This is a genomic window from Rhodobacterales bacterium HKCCA1288 (assembly GCA_015693905.1).
Lineage (GTDB): Bacteria > Pseudomonadota > Alphaproteobacteria > Rhodobacterales > Rhodobacteraceae > M30B80.
On the sequence record CP065161.1, the window covers coordinates 16737 to 31681 of the forward strand.

The following is a 14945-nucleotide window of genomic DNA, read 5'->3' on the forward strand; positions in this document are numbered from 1 at the left end:
GATTTGGGCGGTTCTGCTGCAAAAGCATCCCCCCGTATTGCGTTATTGATGGGTGGCCCCTCGGCAGAGCGCGAGGTGTCCCTTTCATCGGGGCGCGAATGTGCCAAGGCACTGGCGGGCGAAGGCTATGAGGTGATCGAGGTCGATGCAGGCCCCGATTTGGCTATGCGTCTGTCTGACATTTCTCCTGATGTTGTGTTCAACGCGCTTCATGGCCGCTTTGGCGAAGATGGGGTGGTGCAAGGCATGTTGGAATGGATGCGTCTGCCCTACACCCATTCGGGTGTTTTGGCCTCTGCGCTTGCCATGGATAAACAGCGCACCAAAGATGTGTTGCGCGCCGCAAACCTGCCCGTGATGGACAGCCAGATCGTGGCGCGGGACGATGTCGCGCGCGCCCATGTGATGCCGCCGCCCTATGTGGTAAAGCCCAATAACGAGGGCAGTTCTGTCGGGGTGTATCTGGTGATGGACGGGGCCGATACCCCCCCCGTGCTTGGCCCTGAGATGCCAGATCAGGTGATGGTGGAAACCTATGCGCCTGGTCGTGAATTGACCACCACAGTGATGGGGGATCGCGCCCTTGGCGTGACCGAGATCATCACGACAGGGTGGTATGATTACGATGCCAAATACAAGCCCGGCGGGTCGCGTCATGTGATCCCTGCCGATATTCCCGCTGAGATTACGCAAGCCTGCCTTGATATGGCGATTGCCGCGCATCGCGCGCTGGGTCTGCGGGGGGTCTCGCGCAGCGATTTCCGGTGGGACCATACGCGCGGCTTGGCTGGTTTGGTGATGCTTGAGGTCAATACGCAACCCGGCATGACCCCAACCTCACTGGCGCCCGAACAGGCGCAGGCCGCAGGGATCAGTTTCGGCGCTCTGTGTCGTTGGATGGTGGAGGATGCCTCATGCGACCGCTAGGCCCCGCGCAGCGCCCAAGCGCACCGCAACATGGCGCAAGCGCCTTAAGCCCGCGCCAAAAGCGCGACCCCGCCCCATCGGTGATGGCCTATCGTTTTCAGCGCCTTTGGCTGACGCCCGTCTTTCGCGTCTTTATGCGCTATGGTCTGCCATTGATCATAATCGTTGGGGGCAGCGCCGCCTATCTGTCGAACCCGCGCAATATGGATCAGCTGACCGCGCAGGTGGAAGATCTGCGCCGCACCATTGAGGCGCGCCCAGAATTTCGGGTGACGCTGTTGTCAGTGAATGGAGCAAGTCCCGCTTTGGCCGATGAAATTCGCGGGCGTTTGTCGCTTGATTTCCCGCTCTCCTCCTTCGATCTCGATTTGCCCCAGATCAAGGCGCAGATCGAAGACATGCCCGCAGTGCGCAACGCCCAACTGCGCATCGCGGCAGATGGGGTCTTGCAATTGGACATTGAGGAGCGGCTGCCTGAATTGATCTGGCAAACGCGCGAGGCGTTCTTGTTGATTGATGGCGATGGCGTGGTCATCGATGATTTGATCAGCCGACCCATTTCGCAGGCCTTGCCGTTGATCGGCGGGGAAGGGGCTGATCTTGCCGCGCGCGAGGCCTTGAACCTTGTGCGTATCGCGGCCCCTTTGGCCGATCAGTTGCGCGGTTTCGTGCGTGTGGGCGAGCGGCGCTGGGATGTCATCCTTTCTGATGGGCGCAAGATTATGCTGCCCGAGGAAAATGCCAGTTTTGTCTTAGATCGTGTGATCGCCTTGGATCAGGCGCAGGATATCCTGAGCCGCGATATCCTCAGTATAGATATGCGCAGGCCAGATCGGCCCACATTACGCCTCAGCGCAGAGGCCAAAGATAATTTCGACATGTTGCGTGGTCAGTTGGTGGTGAGTGGAGAACGGCAAGGATGATGAACAATCTGTATCATATGCAGCGCGCAATGCGCGCCAAACGCCAAGAGGCGCTCAAGCGCGGTGTCATGGCGGTTTTGGATGTGGGCAGTTATAAAATCTCCTGCCTCGTGTTGCGGTTTGATGAGACGGGCATGGCCTATTCCACAGATCGCCAAGCTGCCCTTGCGGGGCAGTCTGCCTTTCGGGTGATTGGCATGGGCACAACGCGCTCGCGCGGTGTGCGTTTTGGCGAGATCGACACGGTTCAAGAAACCGAACGTGCCATTCGCACCGCTGTCCAGACCGCGCAAAAAATGGCCCATACCCGCGTGGATCACGTCATGGTGGCTTTTGCAGGGGCGCGTCCGCGCTCCTATGGCATGGCGGGCGAGACGATTGTTCAAGACAAGACTGTGCAAGATGATGATGTGGCCCGCGCTTTGGCCAGTTGTGATTTGCCTGATTTGGGCGAAGGACGCGAGGTTTTGCACGCGCAGCCTGTCAATTTCTCATTGGATCATCGCACAGGCCTATCCGACCCCCGTGGTCAGGTTGGCGAACGTCTGGCGGTGGATATGCATCTTCTGTCGGTCGAGGCCAATGCCATTGAGGCGCTGCTCTACTGCGTGAAACGCTGTGATTTGGAACTCGCAGGTCTGGCCTCTTCGCCCTATGTGGCGGGGGTGTCGAGTCTTGTCGAGGATGAACAAGAATTGGGCGCGGCTTGTGTGGATATGGGCGGCGGTGCCACGGGCCTGTCTATTTTCATGAAAAAGCATATGATCTATGCCGATACCGTGCGCATGGGCGGGGATCATGTCACCTCGGATATTTCGCAGGCGTTGCAAATCCCCATGACCCATGCCGAGCGGATCAAGACCCGCTTTGGGGGGCTTGTTGCCACGGGCATGGATGATCGCGAAATGATCGAATTGCAGGGCAATACAGGCGATTGGAATTACGACCGCCGTCATGTCAGCCGTGCGGAACTGATCGGCGTGATGCGCCCGCGCGTTGAGGAAATCCTTGAAGAGGTGCGCGCCCGCCTTGATGCCGCAGGGTTTGATCATCTGCCCAGTCAGCGTATTGTTTTGACAGGGGGGGGCAGTCAGGTGCCGGGTCTTGATGGTTTGGCCTCACGCATTTTGGGCAATCAGGTGCGGCTTGGTCGCCCGATGCGGGTGCAAGGTTTGCCGCAATCGGCCTGTGGCCCCGCGTTTTCAACATCGGTTGGTCTGTCGCTGTTTGCGGCTTATCCGCAAGATGAATGGTGGGATTTCGACATTCCTGCCGAAAGCTATCCTGCCCGCTCGCTGAAGCGCGCGGTGCGTTGGTTCCGCGACAATTGGTGAGATACCGCCCCGCTTGCCGCGTCAAACCCTAGCGAAATTGCCCCCTCGCACCACAGAATGCGGGGGGTGTCGGCAAGATCACGCCGAATGTCACAGATAAGCCACTCTATTTTGTGGTAAATTTGCAATTTTCTGATGACGCGGCGCAGATTTATCGTTACTGTGATCCAAAAGAAACACGAGGCAGTCAAACCCCAAGATATCTGGCGCAAGATCAGATCAGGGACGACAAAACAGGTGGACCGAGTAGATGACCTTGAACCTTTCCATGCCCGACACAGGGACAGAGCTAAAACCACGGATCACCGTTTTCGGTGTGGGTGGCGCAGGCGGCAATGCCGTGAACAACATGATTGAGCAGGCCCTTGATGGCTGCGAATTTGTTGTCGCGAATACCGATGCCCAAGCCTTGCAGCAATCCAAAGCGCCGCAGCGCATCCAGATCGGCGCGCGCGTGACCGAGGGTCTTGGGGCAGGGGCGCGCCCTTCTGTTGGGGCAAGCGCGGCAGAAGAATCCATCGAAGAGATCGTGGATCAATTGGCAGGCTCACATATGTGCTTCATCACCGCGGGCATGGGCGGTGGCACAGGCACGGGTGCGGCGCCAATCATCGCGCAAGCGGCGCGTGAACTGGGCGTTTTGACAGTGGGTGTGGTGACAAAGCCCTTCCAATTCGAAGGCGCCAAGCGGATGCGCCAAGCCGAAGAGGGCATTGAGCAACTGCAAAAGGTTGTTGATACGCTGATCATCATTCCGAACCAAAACCTGTTCCGTTTGGCCAATGAGAAAACCACCTTCACCGAAGCCTTCGCGATGGCGGATGATGTCCTCTATCAGGGCGTCAAAGGTGTGACGGATCTGATGGTGCGTCCGGGCCTGATCAACCTTGACTTCGCGGATGTGCGCGCCGTCATGAACGAGATGGGCAAGGCCATGATGGGCACAGGCGAAGCCGAAGGCGAAACACGCGCCATTCAGGCCGCTGAAAAGGCCATCGCCAACCCGCTCTTGGATGAAATCAGCCTCAAAGGTGCAAAAGGCGTCTTGATCAATATCACAGGCGGCTATGATCTGACCTTGTTTGAATTGGACGAGGCCGCAAACCGCATTCGTGAAGAGGTTGACCCTGACGCGAATATCATCGTGGGCTCGACCCTTGATACCTCGATGGAAGGTCGGATGCGTGTGTCTGTTGTGGCAACAGGTATCGATGTTTCTGAAATGCAGATGTACCAGCCAGAGCGCAGCTACACAGCCGCGCCTCAGCCTGTTGCAGAAGTTGTTGAAGAACAGCCTGCACCTGCCGAAGAAGTCGCAGAAGATCAATCGCCTGAGCCGTTCTTGTTCGATGATCTTGAGCGTGAAGTTACCTCTGAGCCCGCCCCGATGATGGAGGTGGATCACAACGAGGTTCCCGCGCCTGTGTATGACAGCGCGATGAGCAGCCCCGCCCCTGTCGCGGCTGACCCTGAGCCTGTTTACGAGCCTGAAGCGGCCAGCTTTACCGCCCCGATGCGTCCTGCAGCAGGCACGCCAAGCCCGCAGGCCTTGGATCGTCTGAAAAATGCAATCGCAACGCATAATGCAACGACAGCACGCCCAACTGCGCCGCGCCCCGCATTGACGGAGAAACCCGCCGCGCCCCGCCGTGCCTTTGGGATTAATTCGCTGCTTGAGCGGATGACGGGTCAAAGCAACACAGACGCCCCCGTGAATCGCAGCCGCCCTGACCTCAGCGCGCAGCATCAGCCGATGATGGAGGATGACGCAGTCGACCCAGAGCAGGAGCGCATCGAAGTTCCTGCATTCCTGCGCCGCCAAGCGAATTAAATTTTCGAAAATATGACAGCGAAAAGGCCGATTTTGTGTCGGCCTTTTTCGTTTTTAATCAAAGGATTAGATGAGTATCCTGTGGTCTTTGGCAAGATTCTGCCGATGCGTTTTTGCATTGTTGCAGAGAGTCACAAAGGTTGAATTGTCTCGCCCCCGCTCAGTTTGTATCACAGGCTTGCAGTCAGATGGGGTGGCTGTATTGGGGGCGCCCACGATTGTGGGCACATGACGACAGAAAGGTTTGCTGTGCAAGCAACGCTGAAAAAATCTGCAAGTTTCAAAGGTGTAGGCCTTCATGGGGGAAAGCCTGTTACCTTGACCATCCATCCAAGCGTGGCCGATAGCGGCATTTGGTTCAATCGGGTGGATGTGCGCGATGCGGATCCGCTGATCCCCGCGCGCTATGATGCGGTTCCAGAAAGCCGCCTTTGCACAAAGATTTCCAACGCTGATGGGGTTTCCGTTTCGACCATTGAACATTTGATGGCGGCATTGGCGGGCTGTGGTATCCACAATGCGCGTGTCGATATTGATGCCGAGGAAGTGCCCATTTTGGATGGCTCGGCGGTTGAATTTGTGCGCGGCCTTCTTGCTGCGGGTATCGCGCCGCAAGATCGCCCCATCTATGCGATTGAAATCCTGAAGAAAGTGACTGTGCGTGATGGCGATAGCGAAGCATCGCTTTCGCCTGCCTCGCATCTGACAATGGCCTTTTCGATTGATTTCCCTGATCCTGCGATTGGGGTGCAGCATCGCCACGCGGATTTGGCCAATGGGCGTTTCGTGCGCGAACTCTGTGACAGCCGCACATTCTGTCGCCAATCCGATGTTGAGGCGATGTGGAATGCGGGTCTGGCCCTTGGTGGATCCTATGACAACGCTGTGGTTGTGGATGGTGATGATGTGCTGTCCCCCGGTGGTTTTCGTCATGCGGATGAGGCTGTGCGCCACAAAATGCTTGATGCTCTTGGTGATTTGGCCTTGGCAGGCAATCCGATCCTTGGCCATTACGAAGGCGTGCGTGCAGGCCATATGTTGACCAATCGCCTGCTGCGCGCGCTATTTGCCATGCCTGATGCGATGCGTTTGGTGCAATGTGACGCCCAGACAGCCGCCCATTTGCCTGGCATGGGGGTTGGCCAACATGATTTGGCGCATGTTGCTTGAGGCAATCTGACGTTTTGCCCTTCCGATTAATGTGCTAACACCCTAGGAATAAGATACCCAAGATTTGGGGTTGGGCGGATTTCTACAGGGTAGATAGATGAACGACACGTCACGCGCGCATGGATTTTCACGAAAGCTTGGGCTTGGTCTGCTGATCCTGTCGCTTGGGGTGACGGCCTGTGGCCCGCGCGCCGATGGTGAGCCGCGCCGTGGTCTCTTTGGGCCGCGTGTGGTGGAACAGCCCCTTGAGGCCCTGACCGCCGAAGAAATTTACAACCGGGCCGAGTTTGAGCTTGAAAATAACGATGATCCAGAGGCAGCCGCGCCTTTGTTCCTAGAGGTTGAACGCCTGCATCCCTATTCGGAATGGGCCAAGCGCGGGTTGATCATGGCCGCCTTCAGCCATCATGAGGCGCGCCAATACGAAGAGGCGCGGGTTGCCGCACAGCGCTTTATCGAATTTTATCCTGCCGATGATGATGCCGCCTATGCGCAATATCTTTTGGCGTTGAGCTATTATGATCAGATTGAACAGGTGGGCCGCGACCAAGGTTTGACTTTTCAAGCCCTGCAAGCCCTGCGCGCGGTGATCGAACTTTACCCTGATAGCGAATTCGCCAATTCCGCCGCTTTGAAATTCGATTTGGCTTTTGATCATTTGGCAGCAAAAGAAATGGAAATTGGCCGCTACTATCTTGAGCGCCAACATTACATGGCGGCAATCAACCGCTTTCGTGTCGTTGTCGAAGAGTTCCAAACAACCTCGCACACGCCTGAGGCGCTGATGCGCTTGGTTGAGGCCTATCTTTCTTTGGGTCTGACGGATGAGGCGCAAACTGCGGGCGCGATATTGGGCTATAACTTCCAATCTTCGCCCTTCTACGAAGATGCTTATCGTCAATTGCAGGGGCAGGGCCTCGAGCCTGAACCGCAAGGTGAGGGTTGGTTGCGCGGCATTTGGAACAACACGATCCGTGGGGCGTGGCTCTAGGTCACTGAACGGGGGCATGGCCGATGCTGCGGCATCTCGAAATTCGCGATCTTCTGTTGATTGATCATCTCAGCCTTGAGTTTCAGGCGGGGTTGAATGTTTTGACGGGGGAAACGGGCGCGGGGAAATCCATTCTTCTTGACGCGCTTGGCTTTGTCTTGGGCTGGCGGGGCCGTGCCGATTTAGTGCGCCAAGGTGCAGAACAGGGCGAGGTATCCGCCGTATTTGATCTGCCCATGGATCACCCTGTTCAGGCAATTTTGGCGGAGGCGGGTCTCCCCTCTGGCCCTGAATTGATCTTGCGCCGTATCAACACCCAAGACGGGCGCAAGACCGCATGGGTGAATGATCGCCGGGCAAGTGGTGATGTTCTGCGCGCCCTGTCGGATGTTTTGGTCGAATTGCACGGCCAGCATGATGATCGCGGTCTGCTTGACCCGCGCGGACATCGTGCGCTGCTCGATGAGTTTGGCGGCCATAGCGATGATTTGGCCGCGTTGAGCGCGCTGTGGCGGGCGCGCAGCAAGGCCGCATCTGCCCATAAAGCGGCGCTAGACGATCTCGAAAAAATTCGCGCTGAGGAAGATTTCCTGCGCCACGCTGTGGCCGAGTTCGAATCCCTTGCCCCCGCAGCGGGTGAGGAAGATGCGCTTGATGCCAAGCGCCGCCTTATGCAAGGGGCCGAGCGGTTGCGGGAAGATGTGGCGCGGCTTGTCGCCATTTTGTCGGATCAGGGGGCTGAGGGGCAGATTGGCGATGCGCTGCGCCTTGTGGCTGGGTTGTCGGATCGTAGCGATGGCGCCTTGGACGAGGCACTGGCCGCCCTAGAGCGCGCCAATCTCGAATTGGGCGAAGCGCAACGCGTTGTGGGCGATTTTGCAGATCGTTTGATTTTCAATCCGCAGGATTTGGAAGAAACCGAAGATCGCCTTTTTGCTTTGCGCGCTTTGGCCCGCAAACACGGCGTTCTATGTGATGCCTTGCCAGAGATGTGGCAGGATTTGCAAACCCGCCTGAGCGCGATTGAAGGAGGGGATGCGCATTTGGCTGCTCTTGCCGCCGCCGAAGCCGCCGCAGATCAGGCTTATCACGCGGCAGCCACCGCCTTGCGCAGCAAACGTGAGGCAGCGGCGCGCACCCTTGATGCGGCGATGGCGGGGGAATTGGCCCCGTTGAAAATGGAACGCGCGGTCTTCACCACCGCGCTCACTGATGCCCCCGCAGGGCCAGAGGGGATTGATGCCGTGACCTTCACTGTGGCCACCAATCCTGGCGCGCCTGCAGGGCCCTTGAACAAGATCGCCTCGGGCGGAGAATTGTCACGGTTCCTCTTAGCGTTAAAGGTGTGCCTCACGCGGCAAGAATCTGATATAACGATGATTTTTGATGAAATCGACCGCGGTGTTGGGGGGGCGACCGCCGATGCCGTAGGGCGCCGTTTGGCCGCGTTGGCGCAAGGGGGGCAGGTCTTGGTTGTGACCCACAGCCCGCAGGTTGCGGCCCTTGGCGCGCATCATTGGCGCGTCTCAAAAGCGGTTGAAAATGAGACCACACTCAGCACCGTGACGCCGCTTGATGCCGATGCCCGTGTCGATGAGATTGCGCGCATGATTTCTGGGGATGTCATTACAGACGCCGCGCGCGAGGCGGCGCGTGCCTTGGTGTTCCAGGCTCAGCTTTAGCGCGCTGCCCGCGCGCCAAGCCCCGCGCGCATCAAGATTTGGCGCACAGGTTTCACCGAGTAAAAACTGTTCAGCGCCTTCATCCGCAAATCGCGCAAGCCTTGATCATCGGCCATCGAGGCGCGATTGAGCGCATCCACCCCTGCCACGCGGGCGGCAATCTCGGCATGGCGTGCGCGTTCATATTTTTGCAACATGGCAGTCTCACCCAATCGGTCAGGCGCGGCCTTGGCCAGATCAAGCAGGGTCGCCATATCGGCAAGGCTCATGTTGAGGCCCTGCGCGCCAATCGGGGGAACCACATGCGCGGCCTCGGCCACCAAGGCGAGACGCTCGCCTGTCAGGCGATGCGCCACTTGCGAAATGATCGGCCAGATCGTGCGCTGTGAAATCAGACGCAAGGGCCCATAAAGCTCGGCAGAGCGCGTGCGCATTTCATCCTCAAACGCGGGTTGGGGGAGGGCATAGAGGCGTTCTGCCTCTGGCCCGCGTTCCATCCAAACCACGGCGGAGGAGGGTTTGCCTTCGTAATCTGGCAACGGCACAAGGGTAAATGGCCCGCCCGAGCGATGCACCTCGGTCGAGATATTATCATGCGGGTGGTCATGGCTGACAGCAAAGGCTAAGGCCTTTTGACCATAGCGCAAGGTCGTCACTGGGATGCCCGCCGCCTTGCGCATGGGGGAATTGCGCCCGTCTGCCGCAATCACCAAACGGGCCCGCACACGGGTGCCATCGGTGAGGGTGACGCGCGCCTCTGCGCTGCGGGTGAGTAAGGATTTCGTGCCAACGCCCGCCCGAAAGGTGACATGATCCAATTCAGAAATCCGAGCCAAACCTTCACGGCGCAACAGCCAATTGGGCAGGTTCCACCCAAATGGCAAATCCGAGATATCGCTTGCGTTGAAATCATGCGCGCTGCGCGCCACGGCCTCGACCCCGCCTGCGTCCACGATGCGCATGATCTGCAAGGGCATTGCATGCGGTGCAAAATGCCGCCACAGCCCCGCCTGATCGAGAAAGTCGCGCGAGGGCTGTAAAAACGCGGTGCTGCGCAGATCGGAGCCTTCTGCATCGCGGGTGGTAATCGGCGCGCTTGGGTCTACGCAAAGAACGGAAAAACCTGCCGCACCAAAGGCAGAGGCGGCAATCAGCCCTGCAATGCCGCCACCCGAAATCAGAATATCTGTGTCGATCATATCGCTCATGATCTCTTAAATAGGCCGCACCCTGCCGCGCGTCCAAGCGTCATTTTCGCGCGGCCCATCGTGCCGCCCGCGGATCCATCACCCGCCGCCACAGCGGCGGCACCGTTGCCAAGGCGGCCATGACAGGAAGGCTGTAGGGCAGGCGCGGGTGATCTGGAGCACAGCTTAGTTCCACATAGCTGCGGGTCGGATTGAGGTGGTGGTCTGAATGCAGCGGCGCGGCCAAGAGCATGTTGGTGCTAAAGGGGCGCGGTGCGTTCCAGCTGTCTTGCGCAGATTGCGGCGCGGGGCGGCCATCTGCGTCAATGGCGCGGCGCAGCCCGTAATGTTGGATGTAATCGGATAACATCACTTGGATATGGAAGAGGGCGGCCACCAACAGAAATGCGGTCAAAGCCAAACCACCCCCCGCGGCGAAGGCATAGATCAGGAACAGCGCCGTAAGCGCGATATGCCACGGATAGGGATGCGCCCATGTGACACCGCCACGGCGCGCAGTCTCGCGGGCAAGCGCCCCGTGAAAGGAGCCCCACCATGCCCGCGTAAGATAAGCCCAAAACCCAACCCCAAGCGCGGGGCTATTTGGGTCGCGCGCGGTTGCAACATGGGGGTGATGGATCAACAAATGGGCCGAGGCGTGATGCCCCATCCCAAGGCTTGCATAAAGGCTATGCCCCAAGCGCCGCGCGGCACGGCTGGGGTGGTGGATCAATTCATGCGCATTGGGGTGCGTGATCTGTCCTGCAAATGATGCCAGCGCAAAGGTGAAGATCAGGGAGGCAAGTCCCCCCCGTTGCACCACAAAAGGCAGGGCAAGGATAAGACCAATATGACCGATCCCCAAAATCCATTGCAGGGCCAGTGCCCCATGTCGGTTGGGGCGCGCAGATACGCCGCTTGGGCGGGAGAGCTGCGGACTGAGATGGTCAACCAGACCCGCCACCACCGTCAGCACAATCAGCGCAAACAGCCCAAATGGGCCTCGTGCGAAAACCTCAAGCCACAATAGCCCAAAAGGCAACAATGTTGCGCCTGCGAATAGAACAATGGGCGGAAGTTTCATTCCCGCAAAACCCCGTCTGTGATCTGGCCAAATCAAGTGCTGAAAACTTACCCGCAGGGGCCAATCAGTGCAAAGCCTTTGCAATGCCCCGCGCGGCGTATTAGGGGAAGGGACGTAAGGTAAAAGGCGGTTTTTGAGCGAATGTCATTTTTCAAGAAAATGAAAGAGCGGCTCTTTAAGTCTTCGTCCAAGATTGACGAAGGGTTAGAGGCTTTGGTGGCCGAAGGCGCCACTGATGATATGGCCCCTGAGATAGTCGAAGAAACTGCCGAAGCAGCCGAGCGCATAAGTGAGGGGCAGCAGGCACCAGAGCCAGAACCTGCGCTAGAACCTGAACCACAAGCCGAGCCAGAGCTAGAGCAAAGCCAAGACCCTGAGGGTGCCCCTGAGGATGCTGCAGAACCTGCCGCGGTGGAAGAACCGCAGCCGCAACCAGTCGCCCGCCCCGCGACTGAGAGCGCGCAGGCGGAGGCGGCGAAACCACCTAAACCTGCGCCCGAACCTGCGCCCGAACCCGCGCCTGCAGCGAAGCCAAGCCTGTTGCGCCGCTTGGTGGGTGGAGGCGCTGCGCCCGTTGCTAAGCGCGTGATTGATGATGAGATGATCGAGGAATTGGAAGAAATCCTCATCAGCGCAGATTTGGGGGTGGAAACCGCCCTTGCGCTTTCGTCAAATCTGGCCTCCGAACATTTTGGCCGCCGCATGAGCGTGGCCGAGATCAAAGCGGCGCTTGCCCGCGATGTGGCCCGAGTTATGGGAGCTGTGGCCAAGCCGATGCCGATTTACCCCAAACGGCCGCAGGTGGTGTTGGTGGTTGGTGTGAACGGGTCTGGCAAGACCACAACCATCGGTAAATTGGCCAGTCAATTCAAAGCTGCGGGGAAATCCGTTGTCATTGCCGCCTGCGATACATTTCGTGCGGCAGCGGTTGAGCAATTGGAGATTTGGGGCAATCGCGCTGGCGTGCCTGTGCTGCGTGCCGAAACGGGGGGCGATCCCGCAGCCTTGGCCTTTGATGCAATGGCGCGGGCCGAAGCCGATGGGGCCGATTTGCTGCTTATTGATACGGCGGGGCGGTTACAGAACCGCGCGGATTTGATGGAAGAATTGGCCAAAATCGTGCGGGTGATCCGCAAAAAAGACCCTGATGCGCCGCATAACACGCTGTTGGTTCTTGATGCGACCACGGGCCAAAACGCGCTCAGACAGGTCGAAGAATTCCGTAAGATATCGGATGTCAGCGGCCTGATCATGACCAAGCTTGATGGCACGGCCAAGGGCGGTATCCTTGTGGCATTGGCCGATAAATTTGGCCTGCCCATTCACGCCATTGGTTTGGGCGAGCAGATTGACGACCTCGCCCCCTTTGATCCCGAAGAATTTGCAAACGCGCTTATGGGGTTGGAGAGCAATGCGTAACAGGGTGGAGGGTCGCCCTTGGGGGATCTGATCATCGCCCTTGAGGGCACGGCTGCGGGCGAACAATTGGCCCTGATCTTAGCCTTATGCGCAGCGCTGCTGCATGCGATTTTCGGCGCGTTGCAAAAGGGGCGGCATGACCCCCTGTTGTCACGCGGTGCGATTGATGCGGCGATGGTGGTTTTGGCAGGGCCTGTTGCCCTGTTCATCGTGCCATGGCCCGAGCCGCATATGTGGCCGATTTTTGCGGGCATGTTCATCATCCATGCAGGCTATAAATGGGCGGTGCTGTCGGCCTATCGGCGTGGCGCCTATACGGTGGTTTATCCCGTGATGCGGGGCACAGGCCCGCTCTTTACTGTGATCGGGGCGGGCATCTTGTTTGGCGAGGTCTTTACCCTTGGCCAATGGATTGGGGTGGGCGTTTTGATCACGGGGCTTTATGGGCTTGCTGCCTATAATATCGCCACGGTGACGATTGACCGCGAAACGCTGATCCCCGCCTTGGGATTTGCAGTGCTGACAGGGTTATTCGTGGCGCTTTACACCAATTATGATGCCTATGGCATTCGCGCCACCGCCGACCCTTTTACCTTTCTGGCATGGTTTTTCTTTATTGATGGCTTTGCCATGCCTGGTTTTGCCTATGTCGCGTGGCGGCGTATGGCAAACCCGCCCGCGCTCTCAGGGCTGGCTTTGCGTGGGGTCATCGGGGCCTTGGTGGCATTCGGGTCTTTTGGGTCGGTCATGTTGGCCACGCGCCTTGATCATGTGGGCGAGGCTGCTGTGCTGCGCGAGACATCCACCGTGTTTGCCGCGCTGATTGGTTGGATTTTCCTCAAGGAAACCGTTGGCCCGCGGCGTTTGGCCCTTATGGGGTTGATTGCAGCGGGCGCGGTGATAGTTGAGGCAGCAGGCTAGAAAAGGAACAGACCCATGCAAAACGGAAAACCCATCGCGCCATGGTTGAAAACCACGCTAGAGCTTGGGCCTGTTTTGGGGTTTTTCGTTCTGTATCTGTGGATCAAAGAGCAGACCTTCACCATTGCGGGGGTGGAGTATTCGGGCTTCATCATGGCGACCGCGCTGTTTATCCCCGTGATTGGCGCGGCAATCGCGGCCCTTTGGTATCTGACAGGGCATATCTCACGCATGCAGATATTCACCTTGGTTATGGTCGTGTTCTTTGGGGGGCTGACCATCTGGTTCAATGACGAGCGGTTTTTCAAGATGAAAACCACGCTTGTTTACGCAGTGTTTGCGGCCTTGTTGGGGATTGGCCTTCTGCGCGGGCAAAGCTGGCTCAAGGTGTTGATGGGTGAATTTCTCAAGATGCGGGATGAAGGTTGGATGATCATCACCCGCCGTCTGACAGCCGTTTTCGCCGCAATGGCGGTTGCCAATGAGATCGTCTGGCGCAATTTTTCGGAACAGTTTTGGGTAACCTTTGAAACCTTCGCGCTGCCCGCCTTTTTGTTCGCGGCCTTTATGGCGCAAGCCAAGGTGATTGAGCGCTTCAGCGAGCCTTCGGACGAGGCTTAAACCCGCCCCGTTTGGCCGTCCCACCATCGCGCGTGGGGGGCGTAGATTTTTTGGGCGGCGCTTTGCGCAGCTTTCCCGTTTTGGGGCCAGTTTTGGCCTTCGCGTGCCCCTCAACCCGCACTTCTAGGCCCAGTTGATCCGCCAAGACGCGCGGTTTGATCTCTTCAACCTCGCCCGCTTTGAGTTCGCCCAAGCGAAACGGGCCGTAAGAGATGCGGATCAGCCGGTTGACCTCAAAACCAATCGCCTCCATCGCACGGCGAATTTCGCGGTTCTTTCCCTCGCGCAGGCCAATGGTGAGCCATGCATTGGCCCCTTGTTGGCGATCCAGTGAGACGCTCATGGGTTGAAATGTCTCGCCCTCGATGCTCAGGCCCTTGCGCAGAGGGGCAAAGGCCTCGTCATTGGGTTTTCCCTTAATGCGCACGCGATATTTGCGAAGCCATCCCGTAGAAGGCAATTCAAGTTTGCGCTTCAGGCCGCCATCATTCGTCAATAAAAGCAGACCTTCGGAATTCAGGTCGAGCCGCCCCACGGACATCACCCGTGGTAGTGTATCTGGCAAAGCGTCAAAGACGGTCTTGCGCCCCTTTTCATCCGCGGCGCTTGTGATCAGCCCCGCAGGTTTGTGATAGAGCCACAGGCGCGGGGCGGCGATCTCGGGCAGGGGGGCGTTGTCCACCTCGATGCGATCTTGCGCGGTCACATTTAGGGCAGGGCTGTCGATGACTTTGCCATTCACGCTGACGCGACCCTCGGCAATCATCCGCTCTGCCTCGCGGCGCGAGGCAATCCCTGCGCGGGACAGGCGTTTGGCGATCCGCTCGCCCTGTGGTGTGCTTGTGTTCATGTGCC

The 14945-nt window shown here is 58.3% G+C and carries 13 protein-coding genes; 10 read left to right on the forward strand and 3 right to left on the reverse strand.

The genetic code is table 11. The features are described 5' to 3' along the window. Positions 1 to 36 precede the first annotated feature (36 nt). The 7 genes from I3V23_00075 to recN all read left to right on the forward strand — a co-directional run bounded on the left by I3V23_00075 (position 37) and on the right by recN (position 8858). Positions 37 to 927, forward strand: coding sequence for a D-alanine--D-alanine ligase (locus I3V23_00075; GenBank protein ID QPI86599.1), 891 nt, complete (start codon positions 37 to 39; stop codon positions 925 to 927). Further along, complete coding sequence (locus tag I3V23_00080; GenBank protein QPI85465.1) at positions 915 to 1850, forward strand: cell division protein FtsQ/DivIB; 936 nt, start codon at positions 915 to 917, stop codon at positions 1848 to 1850. The genes I3V23_00075 and I3V23_00080 overlap by 13 nt, the downstream gene beginning before the upstream one ends. Next, positions 1850 to 3184: a cell division protein FtsA gene (gene ftsA, locus I3V23_00085; GenBank protein QPI86600.1), complete on the forward strand. Its 1335-nt coding sequence runs from the start codon at positions 1850 to 1852 to the stop codon at positions 3182 to 3184. Before I3V23_00080 ends, ftsA begins: the two co-directional genes overlap by 1 nt. A 250-nt stretch (positions 3185 to 3434) precedes the next feature. After that, complete coding sequence (gene ftsZ / locus I3V23_00090; protein QPI85466.1) at positions 3435 to 5015, forward strand: cell division protein FtsZ; 1581 nt, start codon at positions 3435 to 3437, stop codon at positions 5013 to 5015. 249 nt (positions 5016 to 5264) lie between these two features. Then, positions 5265 to 6185, forward strand: coding sequence for a UDP-3-O-acyl-N-acetylglucosamine deacetylase (locus I3V23_00095; protein ID QPI86601.1), 921 nt, complete (start codon positions 5265 to 5267; stop codon positions 6183 to 6185). 97 nt (positions 6186 to 6282) lie between these two features. After that, the gene (locus I3V23_00100; GenBank protein ID QPI85467.1) at positions 6283 to 7176 is read left to right on the forward strand and encodes an outer membrane protein assembly factor BamD; all 894 of its coding nucleotides are present in this window, start codon (positions 6283 to 6285) and stop codon (positions 7174 to 7176) included. A 23-nt stretch (positions 7177 to 7199) separates the two neighbouring features. After that, the gene (gene recN, locus I3V23_00105) at positions 7200 to 8858 is read left to right on the forward strand and encodes a DNA repair protein RecN (protein QPI85468.1); all 1659 of its coding nucleotides are present in this window, start codon (positions 7200 to 7202) and stop codon (positions 8856 to 8858) included. Here recN and I3V23_00110 read toward each other — a convergent pair. Both I3V23_00110 and I3V23_00115 read right to left on the reverse strand, forming a co-directional pair. Next, positions 8855 to 10057, reverse strand: a complete 1203-nt coding sequence (locus I3V23_00110; protein QPI86602.1) for a UbiH/UbiF family hydroxylase — start codon at positions 10055 to 10057, stop codon at positions 8855 to 8857. The two genes, recN and I3V23_00110, sit on opposite strands and share 4 nt — an antisense overlap. 49 nt (positions 10058 to 10106) lie before the next feature. Next, a complete protein-coding gene (locus I3V23_00115; GenBank protein QPI85469.1) occupies positions 10107 to 11129 on the reverse strand; it encodes an alkane 1-monooxygenase in 1023 nt (340 codons plus the stop codon). A 141-nt stretch (positions 11130 to 11270) separates the two neighbouring features. Between I3V23_00115 and ftsY the strand changes: the two genes are divergently transcribed. From ftsY to I3V23_00130, 3 genes are read left to right on the forward strand one after another with little or no spacing between them, the layout of a single operon-like run. Further along, positions 11271 to 12548 (forward strand): signal recognition particle-docking protein FtsY, encoded by a 1278-nt coding sequence (gene ftsY / locus I3V23_00120; GenBank protein QPI85470.1) that lies wholly within the window; start codon positions 11271 to 11273, stop codon positions 12546 to 12548. Between the two features lie 18 nt (positions 12549 to 12566). Then, the gene (locus I3V23_00125; protein QPI85471.1) at positions 12567 to 13469 is read left to right on the forward strand and encodes an EamA family transporter; all 903 of its coding nucleotides are present in this window, start codon (positions 12567 to 12569) and stop codon (positions 13467 to 13469) included. Positions 13470 to 13484: 15 nt separating this feature from the next. Next, positions 13485 to 14090 carry a septation protein IspZ gene (locus I3V23_00130; protein ID QPI85472.1) on the forward strand — a complete coding sequence of 202 codons (606 nt, stop codon included), beginning with the start codon at positions 13485 to 13487 and terminating at the stop codon, positions 14088 to 14090. On the opposite strand, the gene I3V23_00135 is transcribed toward I3V23_00130, so the two are convergent. Further along, positions 14065 to 14940 carry an rRNA pseudouridine synthase gene (locus I3V23_00135; protein QPI85473.1) on the reverse strand — a complete coding sequence of 292 codons (876 nt, stop codon included), beginning with the start codon at positions 14938 to 14940 and terminating at the stop codon, positions 14065 to 14067. The genes I3V23_00130 and I3V23_00135 overlap by 26 nt on opposite strands. Positions 14941 to 14945: the final 5 nt, after the last annotated feature.